At 55.7% G+C, this 19077-nt stretch carries 10 protein-coding genes; 9 read left to right on the top strand and 1 reads right to left on the bottom strand.

The window, feature by feature from the left end:
• Positions 1-51: 51 nt before the first annotated feature.
• Complete coding sequence (locus Q31a_RS15555) at positions 52-1560, bottom strand: tetratricopeptide repeat protein (RefSeq protein ID WP_145079655.1); 1509 nt, start codon at positions 1558-1560, stop codon at positions 52-54.
• Positions 1561-2074: 514 nt separating this feature from the next.
• Between Q31a_RS15555 and Q31a_RS15550 the strand changes: the two genes are divergently transcribed.
• The 9 genes from Q31a_RS15550 to Q31a_RS15510 all read left to right on the top strand — a co-directional run bounded on the left by Q31a_RS15550 (position 2075) and on the right by Q31a_RS15510 (position 19046).
• A complete protein-coding gene (locus tag Q31a_RS15550) occupies positions 2075-8344 on the top strand; it encodes a PD-(D/E)XK nuclease family protein (RefSeq protein ID WP_145079653.1) in 6270 nt (2089 codons plus the stop codon).
• Entirely contained in the window at positions 8341-9618 is a 1278-nt protein-coding gene (locus Q31a_RS15545) for a metallophosphoesterase family protein (protein ID WP_145079650.1), read from the top strand. The genes Q31a_RS15550 and Q31a_RS15545 overlap by 4 nt, the downstream gene beginning before the upstream one ends.
• Complete coding sequence (locus Q31a_RS15540; protein WP_145079647.1) at positions 9615-13193, top strand: AAA family ATPase; 3579 nt, start codon at positions 9615-9617, stop codon at positions 13191-13193. The genes Q31a_RS15545 and Q31a_RS15540 overlap by 4 nt, the downstream gene beginning before the upstream one ends.
• A 65-nt stretch (positions 13194-13258) precedes the next feature.
• A complete protein-coding gene (locus Q31a_RS15535; RefSeq protein WP_145079644.1) occupies positions 13259-13546 on the top strand; it encodes a hypothetical protein in 288 nt (95 codons plus the stop codon).
• The gene (locus Q31a_RS15530; RefSeq protein ID WP_145079641.1) at positions 13533-14018 is read left to right on the top strand and encodes a hypothetical protein; all 486 of its coding nucleotides are present in this window, start codon (positions 13533-13535) and stop codon (positions 14016-14018) included. The genes Q31a_RS15535 and Q31a_RS15530 overlap by 14 nt, the downstream gene beginning before the upstream one ends.
• Before the next feature lie 124 nt (positions 14019-14142).
• On the top strand, positions 14143-15270 hold the full coding sequence (locus Q31a_RS15525; RefSeq protein ID WP_145079638.1) for a hypothetical protein: 1128 nt from the start codon (positions 14143-14145) through the stop codon (positions 15268-15270).
• Positions 15271-15478: 208 nt separating this feature from the next.
• The gene (rimO, locus tag Q31a_RS15520; RefSeq protein WP_145079635.1) at positions 15479-16909 is read left to right on the top strand and encodes a 30S ribosomal protein S12 methylthiotransferase RimO; all 1431 of its coding nucleotides are present in this window, start codon (positions 15479-15481) and stop codon (positions 16907-16909) included.
• Between the two features lie 217 nt (positions 16910-17126).
• Positions 17127-17741 carry a CDP-diacylglycerol--glycerol-3-phosphate 3-phosphatidyltransferase gene (gene pgsA / locus Q31a_RS15515; protein ID WP_145079632.1) on the top strand — a complete coding sequence of 205 codons (615 nt, stop codon included), beginning with the start codon at positions 17127-17129 and terminating at the stop codon, positions 17739-17741.
• Between the two features lie 72 nt (positions 17742-17813).
• A complete protein-coding gene (locus Q31a_RS15510; protein WP_145079629.1) occupies positions 17814-19046 on the top strand; it encodes a CPBP family intramembrane glutamic endopeptidase in 1233 nt (410 codons plus the stop codon).
• The last annotated feature ends 31 nt before the right edge of the window (positions 19047-19077 follow it).

The following is a 19077-nucleotide window of genomic DNA, read 5'->3' as shown; positions in this document are numbered from 1 at the left end:
TCGAGACGGTGCAGTCGATCAAGCAGCGGTGAGCGAACTGAGATTGCGAACTTAAGGGCTTAGGCGTGGATCGCGGGGGAAACGCATCCTCGCGTCGTCTAGTTCCGCTTGCGCTTCGGCAGTTCGGCCGCTGGCATTCAGGGCTGAAACTAACACTAGGCGTGCGTCGAGAGACCCCATCTCCTGCACGGCCGATCGGGCGGGCGCGATAGCCTCCACGGGACGCTTTAGCATTAGCATAAACTGGGCGAGTGAAAGTTGCGCCTGCCCGTCTGCCAGTTCACGTTGGGCAGCCAGCCGCAGCGCTAGTTCTGCAGTGTGAGGATCTGACTGCTCCATGCTTAGGTTGGCCAGATTCACATAGTGAGAAAAGAGATCAGGCTGCAGCTTAAGGATGCGGCGAGCTATATCTGCAGCGGCGGGAAACTCACCTCCATTGCGGTGAAAAACCATTAGATGAGAAAGGGTGAGCAAATTGGAGGGGTCCAGCGCTAGGGAACGCTCCAATCCCAGTTGGGCTTGTTTACTATCTCCATGATTTTGGCGAATAACCGCGAGCGAACGAAAGCTGCTCGCAGCAAAACGCCTCAACGAAAGAAGGTGTTCCTCTTCGAAGCTCTCGCGTTCCGACAAGGACGTCTGGCGCAGTGCCTCCAATTGCTTTCGGGCTGCAGCGGCCTCCTCGGTTTTCCTTTGAAAAGCAAGCGTTTGACAAAGCGCAAGCCAAGCTGCCTCACTAGTTTCGTCGAGTGCCAAGGCTCGATGGAAGCTGGCTTCAGCAAGTGCGAACTCTTGCTTCTGCAATTCGACCTTTCCCAAGCTAATCCAGTGATGGGGGGAATCGGGGGAGTCCTCCAGCATGGTCGTGAGTAATTGACGCGCTTCATCCAATCGTCCAACCCCCATGAGCGATTCAGCGAGTGCATGAACAAAATCTGGCTGAGTTTCAAAATTGGGGACGAGAGTCGTGGCCTCGGAGAGTATCGCGACGGCGTCCGCGTTGCGGCCAACTTGCAACAAAACATCCGCTAGGTCCTGCCGCACCTGCAAATCATTCGGGGCGATCTCTAGGGCTTTCTTGAATCGCAATTCAGCTGGCTCTGATTGCTTGTACTTCCCGTAAATTTTGCCGGCTAGGTGCCAGGCTTGGAAGTCCGCAGGGTACTCCTTGACCACCAAATCTGCTTGGGCCGTGATCTCCTGTTCCAGCTGCCCAAAATCGAGTGCACTCTCTGCCGTGTCGGGGGAGGCAGCGTGGAGTCCCAGTTGTCGTTCTAAGCTGTCGATCGACTCCGTTGGCGGCAGCGGTGCCTGTTCGTTGCTTCTCGACTGTTGGGATTTTGGCTGGCGCGGACTGGACTGTTGGAAATTGGGTCGTTGAATATTGGGCCCAGCTTCTTCGGGTAGAGGCCACAGGACGGCCAGAATGCCGAGCAATAGTAGGACCGACAGTACCGCCAATCCAATGCGTTTCCAATCAAATGGTTTCGGCGTGTTCCGCAGTTGGGAGGACGCGGAGCCGCTTTTTCCACGTGGTGTTCGTTGAGCGCGGCGGCCCATGGCATCTCAGTTCAAAAAAAATCAGCGGGGGCGTCAGCTAGGTCGATGGGATCGGCGGGCCTTCATGGTACGCGCAAATGCAGTGGCATGGGAGTCCCCGAAAGGCTCGCGTTTGCTTTAGATGATAGCGAAACTGGTTCCCTGTGACATGTTGCAGGGGGCACGTGCTCAACTTCTGTGGGAGCGGAGGTCGCAGCCGTCCTTTAGCAAAATGTGTTTGGCAAAATGGGGTTCCCGAGCAAACAAAGCAATGGGGGGGCGGAGGAACGCGTTTTCTGAGAATGGGGCCGTGCTGGTGAATTGCTTTAGTGAACTGCGTTAGTGAGCTGGGGAGTGAGCTGGGGAGTGAGAGAAGCTCGGGACATGGAGGGCGGAGGGAAATCTGGGGCAGTCGTGACCCAAGGTGTCACAGGGGGCGTTAGAATAGCCGGCTTGTGAAGCAGATTTTTTTGGCGAGGAAGGCCGGGTCGCTTCGCGCGATGCATTAAGGCGCCCGATCGGGGAAGTACACGCAATGGCTGGAACTGTGAAACGTCGTTCAACTGAGCCTACTGAGGCAAGGGACACGCAAAATCCACTACGAACCTTTGTCGGCTGGGATTCAGCGGTTTTGCCAAACGTCGTGGACCGATTGCTACAGCGTTTTACTGAGGGGGTGTTGTGTGATTTGCGAGAGCTGCTCATCGTCCTACCCGGAGGACTGGCATGCCGACGGCTCAACGAATTGCTGGCGCTGAAAGCACAGGCGGCCGGCATAATTCTCTACCCACCCAAGGCGGTGACTTCGGGGGCGCTTCCGGAACAGTTGTATATCGCCAAATTGCCGTTTGCGAGCGATTTCGTCCAACAGCTCGCCTGGGTGAGGGCTTTGAAACGCTTGCCTGCCGAGCAGATGCGGCATATTGTGCCCGCCCCGCCAGCCGCTGGAGCGGTTCAGCAATGGTTGGAGCTGGGGCGGATGCTATCGGGTGTGCATCGTGAATTGGCTAGTGATTGCCATGATTTCCAATTGATCGCGGAACGACTCGCAGGCCACCCGGAAGGGCCGCGGTGGCAAGCCATGCAAGCAGTTCAACAGGAGTACCTGCACGAGCTCGATGGGTTGAAGCTATGGGATATTCAGACCGCCCGATTGTGCGCCCTGAGATTTAACGAGGCACAGACCGATCGTCAGATCTTAGTCGTAGGTTGTGTTGATTTGAACGCCACCCAGCGCGGATTCTTAGAAGGCGTTTCAGAGCGGGTTGAAGTCTGGATTGCTGCACCAGAGACGCTGGCAGATGACTTCGACGCGTTTGGCTGTTTGGTCAGCGACCGCTGGCAAAAGAATGAGGTCCAGCTGCCGTCGGGTTCACTCCTGGTCGGCAGCTCTCCCAAAGATCAAGCCGAATTGACGGCAGCCTGCTTAGCTGAATTTGCCGATGCGTTGCACGTCCGAGATATTACGATCGGTGTTCCCGACAGTGGACTGATTCCGATCCTACAGCACGAACTGGATCTGTGCTCGGTGACGGCAAGGTACGGCCCCGGCACTCCCCTGTTGCAATCTGAACCAGTCCAATTGCTGAGCCTGATTGGGCAATTTGTTGAATCACGCAGCTACGCGGCCTTGGCTGCTTTGGTGCGGCATCCGGCGGTAGGGAACCTGCTACGCGTTACCAAATGTGACTTGCCAGGGAATTGGTTGTCCGAGTTGGATCGATACTACCAGGCGGCGATGCCCAAGTCGGTTGAGGAGTTTATCAATGGCGAGGCGCGGGGGGCTGAGGTCTACATGACCGTCACCCAGGCTCTAGACAAATGGCTGGCTGGGTTGAATGCCGAGCAGCAACCGGTCTCCCACTGGGGACAGCCTTTGCTGCAAGCGTTGGCGGCTGCCTACGACCGCACGCTCTGCCGCTTAGACGATCCCTTGGATGGCCCACTCTATTCAGCCGCAACTCAATTGTGCGATGCGATCGTAGCTCTGCGTGACATGCCGGCCAGTCTTGAACCAAGTTTGTCGCTGACGGAAATGATTGACTGGCTGAAACGGAGTTTGACGACGGCGTTGATTGCAGCTCCACCCGATGTGACTTCGATCGAAATGCTGGGGTGGCTCGAACTGGCCTTGGATGACGCGCCGGCGCTAATCATTACCGGAATGCACGATGGCGTCGTGCCCGAGAGTGTCAACTCGGATTCCTTCCTACCCAACAATCTCCGCAAGCAGTTGGGGATGCTAGATAATGCCCGCCGCTACGCCCGAGACATTTACTCGCTGCAGGTCATGTTGCACGCACGCGAGCATGTGAAAATTGTGGTGGGAAAGACAGATGCCAGTGGCGATCCGTTGGTCCCAAGTCGGTTGCTGATGGCTTGTGCATTGCAGGATCTGCCCAGCCGAGTTTTGCATTTGGTCTCGGAAGAGGAAGCCGATGTTCTGCCCGCAGTGCATCAACGGTGGAAGCCGCGAAGTGGCGCAAGCGGATTGGTGGTTCCACGTCCAGTGGAGGTGGTGCCGCCCGAGGTCATTTCCGTGACCGGCTTTCGAGAGTACATGGCCTGTCCCTATCGATTCTATTTGCGGCGAGTATTGCGTCTCCATGCGGCGGACGATGCGAGTGTGGAATTGGATGCGGCAGGTTTTGGCAATTTGGTGCACCAGACGCTCGATGCCATGGGGCAGGATGCGGCCATGGTGAATTGCCAAGATGCAGACCAGATTGCCGACTTTTTGAATCGCAAGATCGGTGAATTGGCTATTCAACGGTACGGACAACATCCACCGGCGGCAGTATTGATTCAGATTGAACAAGCAGAGCAGCGTTTGACAGCTTTTGCAGCCAAACAGGCAGAGCGGGCTGCCGAGGGATGGGTCATCAAGAAAGTCGAAGCCGCTGTCCAGGCTACCGATGGAATCAAAGTCGGAGAGGGCGAGCATCAGCTTGCGCTTATTGGTCGGGTAGACCGAATCGACTTCCATCCGGAGACCGGGCGATGGGCAATCTGGGACTATAAGACGAGCGAATCCGTAAAGCAGCCAGTGAGCGTCCACTGGAGTAAGAAGAAGGGGTGGCTGGATCTGCAACTCCCACTCTATCAACTCTTAGGCCCCAAGCTGGGGACCGACAATGATCCGCTGCTGGGCTATATTTCCTTGCCGAAACAAGCTTCGGATACAGGATTTTATGAGGCCAAATTTGATCCTCAACAGTTGCAAGAAGCAAAGCAACTGGCGGACTCCATTGCGGGCCGCATTGCGCGAGGTGAGTTCTGGCCAGAGACGATTGAATCGGTTCCCTACGACGATTACGAGAGGATCTGCCAGACTGCGATTCAGCGGGTGACGGTTGAACCTCCGCAACGGTCGTTGCACCGATTCAAGACTCAGGATAATGCTGGGCTAACCGCTGAGGTCTTGCAGGGAGCGGAGGTGCTGCTCCAGAAACCGGTCGTTCGAGGCCCGGTCCTGCCGCCAATGATTATCCGTGCCTCAGCCGGGACGGGAAAGACGTTTCAACTCAGCAATCGTTTGCTGTTAATCATTTTGTCGGGCCAAGAAGTCGATTCGATTCTGGCCACCACGTTTACTCGCAAGGCTGCCGGCGAGATCATGCATCGCGTGTTGCAGAGGCTCGCCAAAGCGTGCTTAAGCGAATCGGAGCGGTTGGAACTTGCACAGCATCTGAGTGGTGTCGATGTTTCTCAAGCGGCTTGTTTGGCGGCGCTGCGGCGAGTTACCTCGACCCTCCACCGATTGCGGATTGGAACGCTCGACAGTTTCTTTGCCCAGATCGCCAAGACGTTCAGTCTCGAAATGGCCCTGCCACCGGGCTGGAGCACGATGGACCCGCAGGCCGAGCCTGTGGTTCAGTTGGAATCGATCGGCCGCATGCTGAATAGCCAGGATCGCGCCACGCTGGTCACTTTAGTACGAATGTTAGCCAAGGGGGAGTCGAGTCGTCAGGTGGCGGATCAAATTCGCCAGACGGTACAAAGTGGTTATGAGGTCTATCGCCAGACCGAGCAAGAGCATTGGGATCAGCTGCCACTTCCCAAACCGCCGTCGGAACAGGCGGTCGAATCGGCATTGCAAACCGTCTCGAGCAGCAAACTGGGGCATAAAAGTGCCGATGGGGCGATGGAAAAGTTGCATCTTCTGGCCAGTATCGGTGATTGGGAAGCCGTCCTGGGGCACGGTGTCTATGGAAAGTTTCATGACGATCCTCCCACTTACTACCGCAAGGAGATTCCATCTGATTTGTACATCGCGTTGGAAATTTTGGCGGAGCGCTCGGTTGCTGAGTTGCTGCCCATTCGTCGCAATCAGACGTTGGCAAGCTACCAATTGCTAGAGGCTTATGACGTCGAATACGGAACGCTCACGCGGAACCAGAGGATGTTGGCGTTTTCGGACATCGCATTTTACCTGTCGGGATGGATGTCTCGCGGCGAAGTTCCGGAAGAGGTTCAAGCCGGAAGAGAACGCGTCCACTTTCGACTTGACTGCGGAGTTCAGCACCTGCTGTTGGATGAATTTCAGGACACCGCACCGGAGCAATGGCATGTGTTGCGTCCTTTGGCGCTTCCGCTAGGCGGAACGCCGAGATCGGATCACTCGTTCTTTTGCGTGGGAGATACCAAGCAGGCGATCTATGGTTGGCGCGGTGGCGTGGCCGAGATCTTCGACACGGTTCGAGATTCGCTCGATGGTGTCGAAGAGAGCGAGTTGAGTATCAGCTTCCGCAGCAGCCCGCAGGTCATTGAGGCGGTCAATGAAGTGTTTCAGAACTTAACCGAGCACTCCAATTTCGCCGGTTGTGACCGCATCGCCCAAGTGTGGACTCAGAGATTTCCACCCCATGCGACCCAGCGAACAGATCTCCAGGGATACGTTTGCCTCAAAAACTCGCTCAAGCCGGACAAAGACCTCAGCGGCGATGAACGGAAACTGCTGGTGCTCTCACAGGCAGCGGATGATATCGCAGAGCTGACTCAGAATTGCGAGTCGGGAGTCGGAGTCTTGTTTCGCACCAATGCCGATGTTGCTCGGATGATCGGTTTGCTGCGCGAGCGCGGTGTATCCGCTAGCCAGGATGGTGGAAATCCCTTGACGGATTCGGCGGCGGTTCAGCTGGTGCTTTCACTGGTTCATCTCGCAGATCATCCTGGAGATCGGATTTGCGCCCATCACGTGCTGACGTCGCCGCTCGCACTATTTCTTCCCCAGCGTGGTGAGACAAGTCCTCAAGAGATATCGGAGTGGTTCCGACGCAAGGTATCGCGGCAAGGGTTGGCTAGGTCGATTGAGATGCTTGCCGATATGATTGCCGATCAAGTCTCTTGGTGGGACCAGCATCGTTTGCAGCAACTGATTCGCAGCGCCATTGATTTTGAGAGGAATTACGCGGGGCGACTGCGGGAATTTGAAGAGTCGGTGATGGGAGGCCGAGTGGCGTTGCCTACCGATGCGCAGGTCAAAGTCATGACCGTGCACAAGAGTAAGGGACTCGAATTTGATGCGGTGTTTCTGCCCGATCTGACAACGGGCATGTCGTCGAACAATAGTTTGCTGGTGTTGCGTGGCGACGATCCCTGCATGCCACCGGACGGTGTGTTGCGGTACATGAATGCGGAGCTGCAGGCCATGTTGCCCAAGGATTGGCAGCGCGCCTTTGATTTAAACAAGGAGCGTGGGGTGAACGAATCGCTGTGTTTGCTGTACGTTGCAATGACGCGGGCGCGTCGCGCGTTGTATATGTATGCCAAACCCAGCAGCAGCTCACCCTCGCAAGAATTCGGCTCGCTCCTGCAATCAACGTTGACTGCAGGAACGCCCAATGGTCCGCGAAAAGGGGAGCCGGGTGCCATCCTGTATGAGGTGGGAGCCCCTCAGTGGTATCAAGGGAGTCATAAATCCAAGGCAAAAAAAGTCACGTCAAACGCAGCGGATCCAGGGAAGCCCAGCGACGGTTCCTTGTTTGAGAACGGAGTCGAACCATCCACTACTGTGACCATTCAACTCCGCCGTGCTGCGGCCGGGGCTCCCGCACGAGGATTGCGAGTAACTGCGCCGTCCTACATCGGTCAAACCTTTGCCCCCCTGCCCTTGGCGAGTGCGTTTTCCTACAGCCGTAGCCTGGGGGCAACCTATGGGACTTTGATTCATGCGTTCTTCGAGCAAATTGAGTGGCTGGATACGTACCAGTTGGATCGGGAGGTCTTGCGACGGGTGGCGATGGTGCAAGTTGATCCTGAGGCTTTGAGGCATCTAGATCTCGACCGTGTGATCGAGGACTTTGAGCAGATGTTGGATTTGTCCAGTGTTCGGCGGGCTTTGTCCAGGTCACGCTACCAAGCAGGCGTCTTCGGGATAGTGCCTGATTCCATAGCGATCGACAACGAACGCATCATCAGCTTGGTGATGGACGAGACCGATGTGCAGGCAGCAAATCGTGGCGCCGCGATGCCTGCTGGCCCACCCTCGGCAGGCAAGGGGGCGACGGACGAGTCGCAGGCTGTCGCGGCCTGTCTCATCTCAGGCTCTATTGACCGATTGGCTGTCGTCATGAAAGATGGTCGCCCCTACGGAGCGGAGATCATCGACTTTAAAACGGATGCCTATGATGGTTCGCAGCCGCAACTCGAGTGGCTCGACGAGCGGGTCGCCCATCATCGTGCGCAGTTGAACGTTTACGCTCAGGTGGTTGCGCATCTTTTTAAGATTCCGCGTCAGCGCATCACGACCCATTTATTAATGCTAAGTACTGACGACCTTGTCGGTTGCGATTTAAGCCTATGACCCAGACTCGATTTATCCATGTGGCCGATGTCCACCTTGACAGCCCCCTCGCGGCGCTCAAGAGGGGTGACGAATCGACCGGTGAGCTGTTGGAGCGCGCCAGTCGTCGGAGTATGGAACTGCTGGTTCAGAACGCGATTGAGCACGACGTGTCGGCCGTGGTCATCGCCGGGGATTTATTCGATGGCCCCGTAAAGGATGCTGGAGCGGGGCTCTGGGTCGAGAGCCAATTTCGACGGCTCACGCGTGAGAAAATCCCCGTAGTCCTCATTCGTGGCAATCACGATGCTCAGAGTGGAGCTGGAAAAGTCATCGAATGGCCAACGGGCGTCCACGAGCTGGGGGCAAAGGCACCCGAATCGATCCTGTTGGAAGCAGCGGGCTTGGCCATTCACGGGCAGAGTTTTGGTGCGCGCAGCGAGACGCGTGACTTGGCAGTCAACTATCCCGATCGCGTTGGCGGACTATATAACTTGGGAGTACTGCATACTTCCTTGTCCGGATCGTCCCAACACGATACCTACGCGCCAACATCGGTTAGTATTCTCGAAAGCAAAGGCTACGACTACTGGGCCCTAGGGCATATCCATGTGCGTAGCCCCGAGTCGCTGAGTGAACGCAGTTGGATCGGCTACAGTGGCAATACGCAGGGGCGGCATATTCGCGAAAGCGGGCCCAAGGGGTGCCAATTAATCACACTTCAGGATGGGGAGCTGCTGTCGAACGAATTCTTACCGACCGACAGCCTCCGCTGGTACGAGCTGGAGCTGGATTTGTCGCAGGTTGAGCATTTAGGGGATATTGAAGAGGTCTTGGAGTCGGCGGCCCTGCCATATGTTGAATCGTCTGAGGGACGTTCGCTGGCAATGCGTGTCCGCTTGATGGGAGCGACACCCTTGCATGCGGAGTTGACGCGTTCTGGCACCGTGCAACGCTTGGGGCAAACGCTGGGGGCAAGGTTGGCCGAGTTAGGAACGGTATGGTTGGAGACGATCAAAATTTCAACGCGCCCGACCTCGGCGCCAGCCATCGAGGACTTGGTGCTGCCACTGAGGTATCTGCAGACGGTGACCTCTGAATTGCAAGAGAACCCGGTGCAGCGCGCCGAGCTCGAGAGCGTGCTGGAAGAGTTGCTCAAAAAGACGCGGAGTGAACTTGCCGAAAGTGGCTGGCCACTTGCGTTGCAAGGGGAGCAAGATGCGGAACTGACGCGATTGATTGGCTCAGCCCACGATTTGCTGGTCGCTAGGTTGGCGTCGGAGGAGGCAGAATGAAGATTGAGTCCATCACCCTCGAAAACTTTGGTATCTACGCGAGGAAGACATTCCAACTGGATTCCGCCCCACTAGTTTTAATCTATGGAGAGAACGAATCGGGCAAGACAACCGCGTTGAATGGCTTGCGACAGGCTTTGTTTGGCTTCAAGGCCAAGAACGTCTATCTCCAGCCACGGCAGACGATGCAAGCTGCGGTCTCGCTCCGAACTGCTGACGGTGGCGAGTTGGCGTTCACTCGTAAGAAGGGCCGCATCGATGAGGTCAACGCGACGCTAGAGGGGCATGCGATTCCCAATGACGAACTCCGTCGTTGGCTCTGTCATCTGGATTTAGACTCCTACGAGACGCTCTTCGGATTCTCGTTGGACGAATTGCGGGCTGGCGAGGCTGCTCTCAAAAACGCAAATCTGTCGGATGCACTCGTCGGCGGAGGGTTGGGGGGAATTCGGGCGTTGCAACAGCTGCAGGCGGACCTCAACAACTCACTCACCGATCTTTACAAGGCACGCGGCTCCACGTCGACGATCAATGTCCAGCTGAAGGAGATTAGTAACACCCAGAAGTCTCTGCAGCAGGCACAGTATTTACCGACGGCAGTCAAAGATTTACGCGAAAATCTAGCAACGGCGAAGGCCAGCAGCGAAAGGCTTCGGCTGAGACACACGGCCGCGTTCGTCGAACGCTCGGCCGTGCTCAAGCAATTGGAAGCGTTGCCCGTCCTGCGTCAATCGGTGGAATTGCAAATGCAATTGGACGCGATTAGCCTCCCTGAAGGAGTGGATTCGACCCTGGTGGCGTCATGGAATGCGTTGACTCAGCAGAGCGAGTCATTGAGCAGTCGATTGGAAGCGGAAGCCGCGGTGTTGCTCCAGGAGCAAAAGGAGTTGGAGTCGCTCTCCGGTGCATTCGACTTTGGGAGCCACGCGGCAGAAGTTGAACAATTGGGTCACCGCGCTGATGAAATGCATTCCAAGCGGAGTGAGCTTCAGGAACTGCATGAGCAGCTTGCGATTGCCTGTGACGCGCGTGATGAATTGCTCGCAACCCTAGATCTCCGCGAGTGCGATGAATCGATTCGTCGCTTTTCGGTCAGCGACCTTGTTCGCAAACGACTAGAAGCGTTGAGCACGGAATTTCGCGCTGTCAAATCCGAGCATGAGTCGCTTGAGGCGAGTCTGAAGACTCTAGAGACTCCCCATGCGCCGCTGGCAGAATCCAGCGCCCCTTCGGTTCCCGTGAACTTTCCACAGTTGGCTCCGTTGGTCGAGAAGCTGTCCGCCGATGAACGTGAATATCAACATGCTGTAGCTCAATTGGAGGAGCAAAGCAAAGACGCGGAGCTGCAAGCTCTGGCGGCCCAGCTGACAGAGTACGTGGCACCGGGAGTGGATCTTGAGTGCGATTGGCCTGTACCACGCGCCAAGCAGATGCAGCAGTTTCGTGAGCAGTTCGAATCGGAGTCGACCCAGCTGCGGCAATTGGAAATCGAATTGTCTAAGGTTGCCAAACGCAACGAGCAATTGCGCAAAGAGTTGCCGTTGCAGGGTGATGCTGCCGGTGGAGACCTACTGCGGGACTACGCGCTTCTACGGAACCAGCGTCAGGAACTCATCGATGCTTGGTTGGATGATCTGACGCAGCCTTTGTTGGCCGCTACGATCTCTGCGGACCAACAGCTTGCGCGGCTAACTCAATTAAAAACGTTGTGTGATACGGGAGACGTGCTGCAAACCCAAATGTTGCAATCTGCCGACAGCTTGGCGATCCTGAACCAGCGGAAGCACGATATTGATGCTACTGCGCTAGAAATCGAAGAGTTGCAGTCTCAGATTGTCGAAGTTCAACAAAGCCATGAGAAGACGGAGAGCTCCTGGGCTGCTTTGTGGAAGAAATGTCCGCTCGTGTTGGGGACGCCAGCGGAGATGTTGGATTGGTTGCAGAACTACTCTCGCTGGCAGCAGCGGCAACGGGTGTTGGAGCAAACGCGTCGCCAAGTGCAAATCGCCCGCGGCGTCATGCGGGAACATCAATCGCAACTACTGGATGCTTGGCCCACCGTTTTAGACCGCCATTTTTCGGCGAGCAGTTTGCAGAAACAGCTGGCCGAGTGGGATGCCGAGCAACGCGATTCTGAGCGAGAGCGGGCGCGGCTGGCAGCCAGTGAAAAAACTCGTCAGCAGCTGGTAGACCAACGACAGACTCTACGGGCAAGATTGCAGACTATTGCAGCTAGTTATGGAGACTGGTTGCAGGAGGTCCCGACACCCTCTGAGTGGCCCCTAGAGCGTGTGACCGATCTACTCAATGCATTGGATCGACTGAGAAGAGAGGACTTGGGGGTCCAGCGCTTGCAAAGCCAGATTGAGAATGTGGATCGGGAGTTGGCCGACTTTCGCAATGCGGTCGCTCGCCTTTCCCAGCAATTGCAGAGCGAAGATGGACTCGATCGTAAGGCTGATAGGGACGGAAGTCCCTTGGCTGCACAGGAGCAAGAGATTTCGGACAATGACGTTCGGCAGAGCGGCATTGCGCACGGGGAGGAATCCTCCCAGAGCAGTAGCCGAGTTGGTGGGATGCTGCGCGCGAGCGAAGATCAGGCTCAAATTTGGCTTAAGCAGCTGCAGAACGGTCGGTTGGAACAGGCGAATCGTATTCGTCTGAGTGCTTCCGTCGAACATCGCCAGAGGCATGTGGATGACTGGCGCACCCAGTTGCAGGCGATTGAATCGCGTCGAACTGAACTTTGCAATCAAATGGGCTGTCAAAATGCCGCTGCGGTACCTCTAGTGCTGAGCAATGTTCAGCGGGCGGAGGCCTTGCGGCAGCAGTGGGCCGATTGCAGGATTTCATTGAAAACTTTGGCCGGATCAGCCGCCTACGAAGCTTGGTTGGATGAATTGCAACAGCTGGATTTGCCGCAAGTCGAGTTGCGGGAAATGGAGTTGCAGCGTGAGTTGTCAGAAATCGATGAGCAGCGGAAAGAGGCGGATCAGCTGATTGGCTCGCTAACCCAACAGGTCGACCAGATTGCCAATAGTCAGGTGGCTCAGCATCTTTCGCAGAGTTTGCAAAATCAACGTGGCGAACTGGCCGAGTTGGCTGAACAGTGGGTGGTTGAGCGATTGGCGCAGTACATTTTGCAAAAGTCGGTAGAGCGTTTTGCAGCCGACAATGAACCCGTCCTTCTGAAAAAGACTCGCGATTACTTGTCTCAGTTGACGGGAGGACGCTATATCGACGTCGAGCACGAAAGCGGCAAGGGGGGAGCAATGCTGGTCCGCAATGCAGACGAACAGTCGTTTGCACCGGACCGACTGAGTACCGGCACGCGTGAACAATTGTATCTCGCGTTGCGAATGGCCTACATCACGTACCACAGCGATCACAACGAACCTCTGCCAGTCATCATGGATGATTGCTTCGTCAACTTTGATGACGCACGGACGCGGCACACCCTGGCAGCGATCGCCAATTGGGAGCCACAGGTACAGACGGTATTGCTCAGTTGTCATCAACGGATTTTGGATATGGTGACGGAATTGGCTCCTGATGCACCGGTGATTCGGCTGTAGCAAACGCTCGCCGCAACAAGCTGATGTGGTTCACGATTTCCAGCGCCCGTGGCTCGGCATTTCGTATGCGTTTCGAACACGCATGGTCGCAGAGTGCAGGAGTCAAGTCCTGGTATGGCAATGTCTTAGTGGGTGGCGACTGGGTGGTTGCTGGCTTGGGATCTGGGGCAATTAGGGCTGCTCGATCTCCCGTCAATCGGGTGGGGGACAAGATTAAGAGAATATTGGGGAATCTGCTGGGCTTGTTGCGTGACAAGAAGCAAGCGGTGGGGTATTCTTCTTCCTGCCTCCGAAAACGTCCGAATGGAGGTGTGAGCTACCCCATTGCTACAGAGTCTGATGAGAATTACTGAAGAGCCTATTGAATCTGACTTGATGCGCGACATTGAATCTTGTGCCATGGATGCGTTGCCTTGGCTGGAGATCGTTGCGACCGAGCCATTGACTGCATCTGCCGTTGTCGCTGCGATCGACAGATTTGTTTACCAGTGGCAGCAGGGGCAGCGGCCGGACAATGCAGGAGACGAAGACTTCGCATTGATCCTAGGCAGTTTATGGGGAATGCAGTTAGTTGAGAGTTTGGGATGGGACTGGTCGGGAGTGATTTTTCAGGACTTCGACGATGCCCGGGCGGTGGGAGTCTTTAGTCCAAAACGCTCTTTAGCAATCTATCCATTCCATTTTCTACATAGCTGCATGGAGGGGGATGCCCCCGTTACCATCGAGCTCGCCTTCAATCTATTGGTGGAGGGGAGTCGCATCCCCAAATTGCCAGATCAAGGTTTTGAAAACGTCATGGACAACGTGCACCATATTGGGTCCTAGCGTGGGCTGTGCGGTAGGGGGCTGGTGGCGGCGTATTTACGCGAAATTGTGAAAAACAGTTGATCAATTTGCAAAATGGGTACAAGATGGTGGCATAGGAAAATCCTCTTCCAGTAAGCCACTCATGAAACTTCCGCAGCCCCCTGGACGCATCTTCGCCCAATACCCTCATCATTGGGTTCTAGGGCGGTCACATATCCATATGTCACTGTTACTGACTTTGGGTACCTTGTCCGGTCTGTTCTTATGCATGAGCTACTTGCGTCCAGAATGGGCCGAGTTTCGGAGCGTGGCTGTGACGCTGCCGGTGGTGTGGTGCGTGAGCCTGACGGTTCGCTTAGCGACTCAGCAATTATCCTTGGGAGCCTACTTCCAAGATATCGAGTGCATTGCGGGACCCAGCGGAAATTTATCGACCGAGTATGAGTATCTGCCGCCGCACCGCGTGCTCATGTACGGGATTTCGGGGCAGTTGGCCTCGCTGGGATTAGCTTCGGTGGGGGCTGTCGTCTCGGCAGCGACTTTAGCAGCCCATTCTCAAGTGACCGATTGGCATTCGGTTTTTGACTTCCGAGGCGGATGGTCCAATGTGGCTTGGTCAACCCAAATTCTTTGGGTCAACCTGTTTCTGATGGGACTGAATTTCCTGCCTACCCTTCCCTTTGATTTTCGAGCGGTGGGATACGCTTGGTTTGCTTGGCGGGCCAAAGGAACGCTGGAGCCGACGGTCTTTCGTAGTCTGAGCAGATTGGATTCGCATTTAGCGGTGTTAGCGGTGGGGAGCGGAGTGACGCTGGCCGTTATGGGCTCCGGGCAGCAGCAAGATATCGTGGGGTGGTACGCCGCAATTGCCGCAGCGGTCTATTTAATGGTGGCGGGACGCTGGGAGATTGCCCGTGCGGCCGAATTAGAACGCCAGTTTTCGCCCAAGATTGAACGGGTGATTCGCGCCGATTCCGCCCAATCCCCTGGGACGGCGCTTCCACTGGGGTTTTCGTTTGCCCCGGAACCCTCCGCTGGGGTGAATACCGGCTTCGAGCAAGATTCCGATGGAGACGGGGCACAGCATTGGGTTTCCAAGGCTGCATTGGACCAGCCTGACGCGGCGCTGGTGCGGGAGGCTGATATTGATGAAATTCTTCGAAAGCTGCATCGCGAAGGTCGGCTGGCGCTGACGGATTGGGAGCATGAAGCGTTGTTGAGCGCAAGTCGGCAATTGAACCAGCAACGGGGAGCTGCCGATTGCAGTTAGAACGCCCGGCAAGGGCCGATTGCGATTTAGGCATGCGGAATCTGAGAAACGCTGTATAATTGGTCCCGCACGCGATGTGCCGTGTCGGCTTTGCCACTATCTCTACCTCGTTTCAGCCCTTTTCTCGAGATTGCTGAAGACGCGCTGAGGGGATGAGTTTCGGGGGCGAAGCATCCGTCGGTCGAGTTCACTCTAGCAACCATTAGCCATGCCGCAAATTTCGCTTCCCATCGTTGACAGTACCCCGTCCCCCACTTTGGGAGCGGATCTACCCGTCGACGAGACACGGGGCAAGTACTCTTTCATTAGTTTGGGCTGCCCCAAGAATTTGGTGGACAGCGAACGGATGCTGGGATTGCTGCGCGACGAGGGCTTTCAGTTGGTACCAGACCCCGAGTCTTCTGACTTTGTGGTCATCAACACTTGTGGTTTCATCGACAACGCGCGGCAAGAGTCTTTTGAGGCCATCGACCAGATGCTGGACCTCAAGCGGCAGGGGCGTATCAAGGGTGTGATTGTATCGGGCTGCTTGGCCGAGCGAGAGCGCGCCAAGCTGTTGGAGCAACGGCCGGAAATCGATTCGTTGGTGGGGGTCTTCAGCCGCGACGATATCACGCAGATGGCCAATCGCCTAGTCGATGGTTTAGACGAGCAACGCACGGTGTTTCGCCCTGCCCCGATTCGCGCCTTGGATGATTCCAACCGGCTGCGGATTACGCCTCCCCATTTCGCATACCTCAAGATCTCTGAGGGTTGCGATCGATTGTGCACGTTCTGTGCAATCCCCAAGATGCGCGGCAAGCATGCCAGCAAGCCACTAGAAACGATCCTCAAGGAAGCCCGCCAACTGGCGGAGTCGGGGACGCGGGAGTTGATCGTCGTAGCCCAGGATACGACCTACTATGGCCGAGATATCTACGGCGAGAGTCGCTTGACCGAACTGCTGGCGGAACTCGAAAAAGTGGACGGCCTCGAATGGATTCGTCTCATGTACTTCTATCCGATGTATATCGACGATCGGTTGATCGATGCCATTGCCGATTCGGAAAAAATCGTGCCCTACATCGATATGCCTCTGCAGCATTTCAATGCCGAAATGCTCCGGCGTATGTCGCGACGCGTGACTCCCGATAGTACGCGAGAGCTGGTTGCCAAGTTGCGAGGGCGAATTGATGATCTCGTGATGCGGACCACCTTTATCACTGGATTTCCTGGTGAAACCGACGCACACTTCGAGGAGTTGGTTGAGTTTGTTAAAGAGGCGAAATTCGAACGCTTAGGAGCCTTCACCTATTCACTCGAACCCGATACGCCAGCCGCAAAATTGCCTAACCATCTGCCAGACGAAGTCAAAGTTGAGCGGCAGCGGGTCTTGATGGAAGTGCAACAAAAGATCGCATTTGACTGGAGCAAGCGGCAGGTTGGTCAAGCCTTGGAAGTCATCTTGGATAAGGCCGTTGACAAAGAGAAGAACGTTTGGGTCGGGCGAACGTTTGCCGACGCGCCAGACGTAGACGCCTTGGTCTATGTGACAGGCCAGCCCCACAAGCCTCTGAGCATGGGGCAAATCGTTCCCACCGAGATTGTCAGCCACCAAGATTATGACCTTGTGGGGGCTGCAATTGGCTCGCCACGATAGTAGGCTGTCTCGCGCGGGAGCCCGCATCGGTTGGGGACGAATTGGAGAATGCCAAGTTTGGTACGCTACGGGGGTGAGTAGGTTGGCGATTCCGTAGTAAAAACTGCGAATGGCTTGCTCGATTCTTCGCACGGCTTGGCTAGAAAAAGCATCCTCTACTTCACGGTTCTGCCTCTACCACCACTTCTAAACTTTTAAAAGCGAGAGATCGTAAGCTGTGGCCGCGACAACGACTCAAGTAGAGCACTCGGATCAGTCTCCAGCCAGTGCTGCTGGCGATCAAATCTGGAACGTGCCCAATGCCCTGTCGATGGCTCGACTCGGCTTGGCGTTCTTTGTGGGGATTCTTATTGAGTTCCAACAATTCATGCCAGCCTTGTTCGTGTTTGTGGTAGCCGCGTCAACCGATTTTGTAGACGGTTGGTGGGCGCGCAAATTCAATCAAGTCACTAAGTTGGGACGGGTGCTCGACCCGTTTGTCGACAAGATTATTATCACCGCTGCCTTAATCGCTTTGGTCGGTTGTGCGGGTAGTGGCATTGATGCGTGGATGGTAACGGTGATCGTGGGCCGGGAGTTCTTGGTGACCAGTATCCGAGCCATGGTGGAAGGCAAGGGAGGGGATTTTTCGGCGCGCTCCTTGGGGAAATGGAAAATGCTGTTCCAGTGCGCTGCAGTTGTCTCAAGCCTGCTGTTGCTCGACGGAGTGACCGACGCGGTTTGGTTGGTATGGACGACAAGTGTGCTGATCTGGCTAGCTGTCTTGATGACCGTTGCTTCCGGCGCGGACTATGTGATTCAGGCTGTGCGACTCGCTCGAAACGCGAGTTAGATTTTAAGCATTCCTGATAGAGTACCCCTGCTCGCCAATCAACATCCACCTCGCTGATAAACAGTCTTCGCAATGCAAGTTGACGCACCGGATCTCTCCCCTGAATTTTTCCAGCAGCATCCGTTGTTGATGTTGGTCATGTTGGGATTTAGCTTGCTTGTGCTCGCGATGTTGGCCGGCGCGGTGGTCAGTTGGATTGTGCTGGGGATTCGATACGCGCAGGGAAAGTCGATCCTACCGGTGGCACCCTGGCAAGCTCGTGTATGGGGCCTATCCGACCTTATGATTGTGCTAATACTGGTCGTCGGCAGCCAGTTCGTAGCTCTGGCTGTTGCGGTAAAGAGTTTGGGGTTGCCGGTTCGCGAGTTGGGCGAAGACGCGGGAGGATCCCTTCCACTATCTGCATTGATTAGTTTGGGCTATGTGTGCGTGGTGGGTGTGTCAACGCTTTGGCTGGTACTCCGCTACAGTGTTTCGGTGCGACACGTTGGCCTCGGATTCGCCAAACTATCGAGCACTTGGAAGGTCGGTGTAATCGGGGGGATCGCCGCGTTGCCCATTGTGTATTTGGGCAACATTTTGGTAAGTCTTGGGATGAAGGTCGAATACGCGCATCCTCTGTTGGAATCCATGAAGAGCGAGCCGTCGGTTAATGGCTACTTGTTAGCGGTCTTTGCTGCGGCCATCGCGGCCCCTTTGACCGAAGAGTTTCTATTTCGCGGCTTGCTGCAGGGCTGGTTGCAATCGATTCCCTTTAGTAGTTTTCCGGCGGTCGTGTTGGGAGCCAGTAAGTCTGCCCGTACCGACCCGGAAAATACGTTGTTCTATCAGGGGAAGAGTTTTCAGGGGTATGTTGCGCGCACCGCTGGCCTTTCCAGCGGGGGCCGGGAATCCGAGCTCGCCGATGAGAAAGTGGGTGGAGATGGAATTATTGAAGCAACGCTTGTCGGTGCCGAGCCCAAGTTAACCTCCAACGCGGCTCAACCAAACCCCGGGAACAGCCCCTACGAGCCTCCTCCCTTGCGCGGCGAAGGGGAGTTGGAAGAGCGTAATGAATCTGGTCAGGAGCCCCTCCAGGGGATTCCACCCATTTGGCCATCGCTGGTTGCTGGGACGTTGTTCGGCTTGGCCCACTGGGGCTACGGTCTGAGCTTCATCCCGCTAACGGTCTTGGGAATCTTCCTAGGCTTGATCTATCGAGCCACGCAGTCGGTATGGCCCTGCATCATTATCCACTTCATGCTCAATTCCAGCAGCATGATAGCATTGGGTGTCATGCTGCTCGTGGAGAACGCCGGAAAATAGTTCGGTGTTAATGCTTTCTTTAAAGCTAATC

This window comes from Aureliella helgolandensis (assembly GCF_007752135.1).
GTDB classification, from domain to species: Bacteria; Planctomycetota; Planctomycetia; order Pirellulales; family Pirellulaceae; genus Aureliella; species Aureliella helgolandensis.
This window is presented reverse-complemented; position numbering and strand designations above follow the sequence as displayed.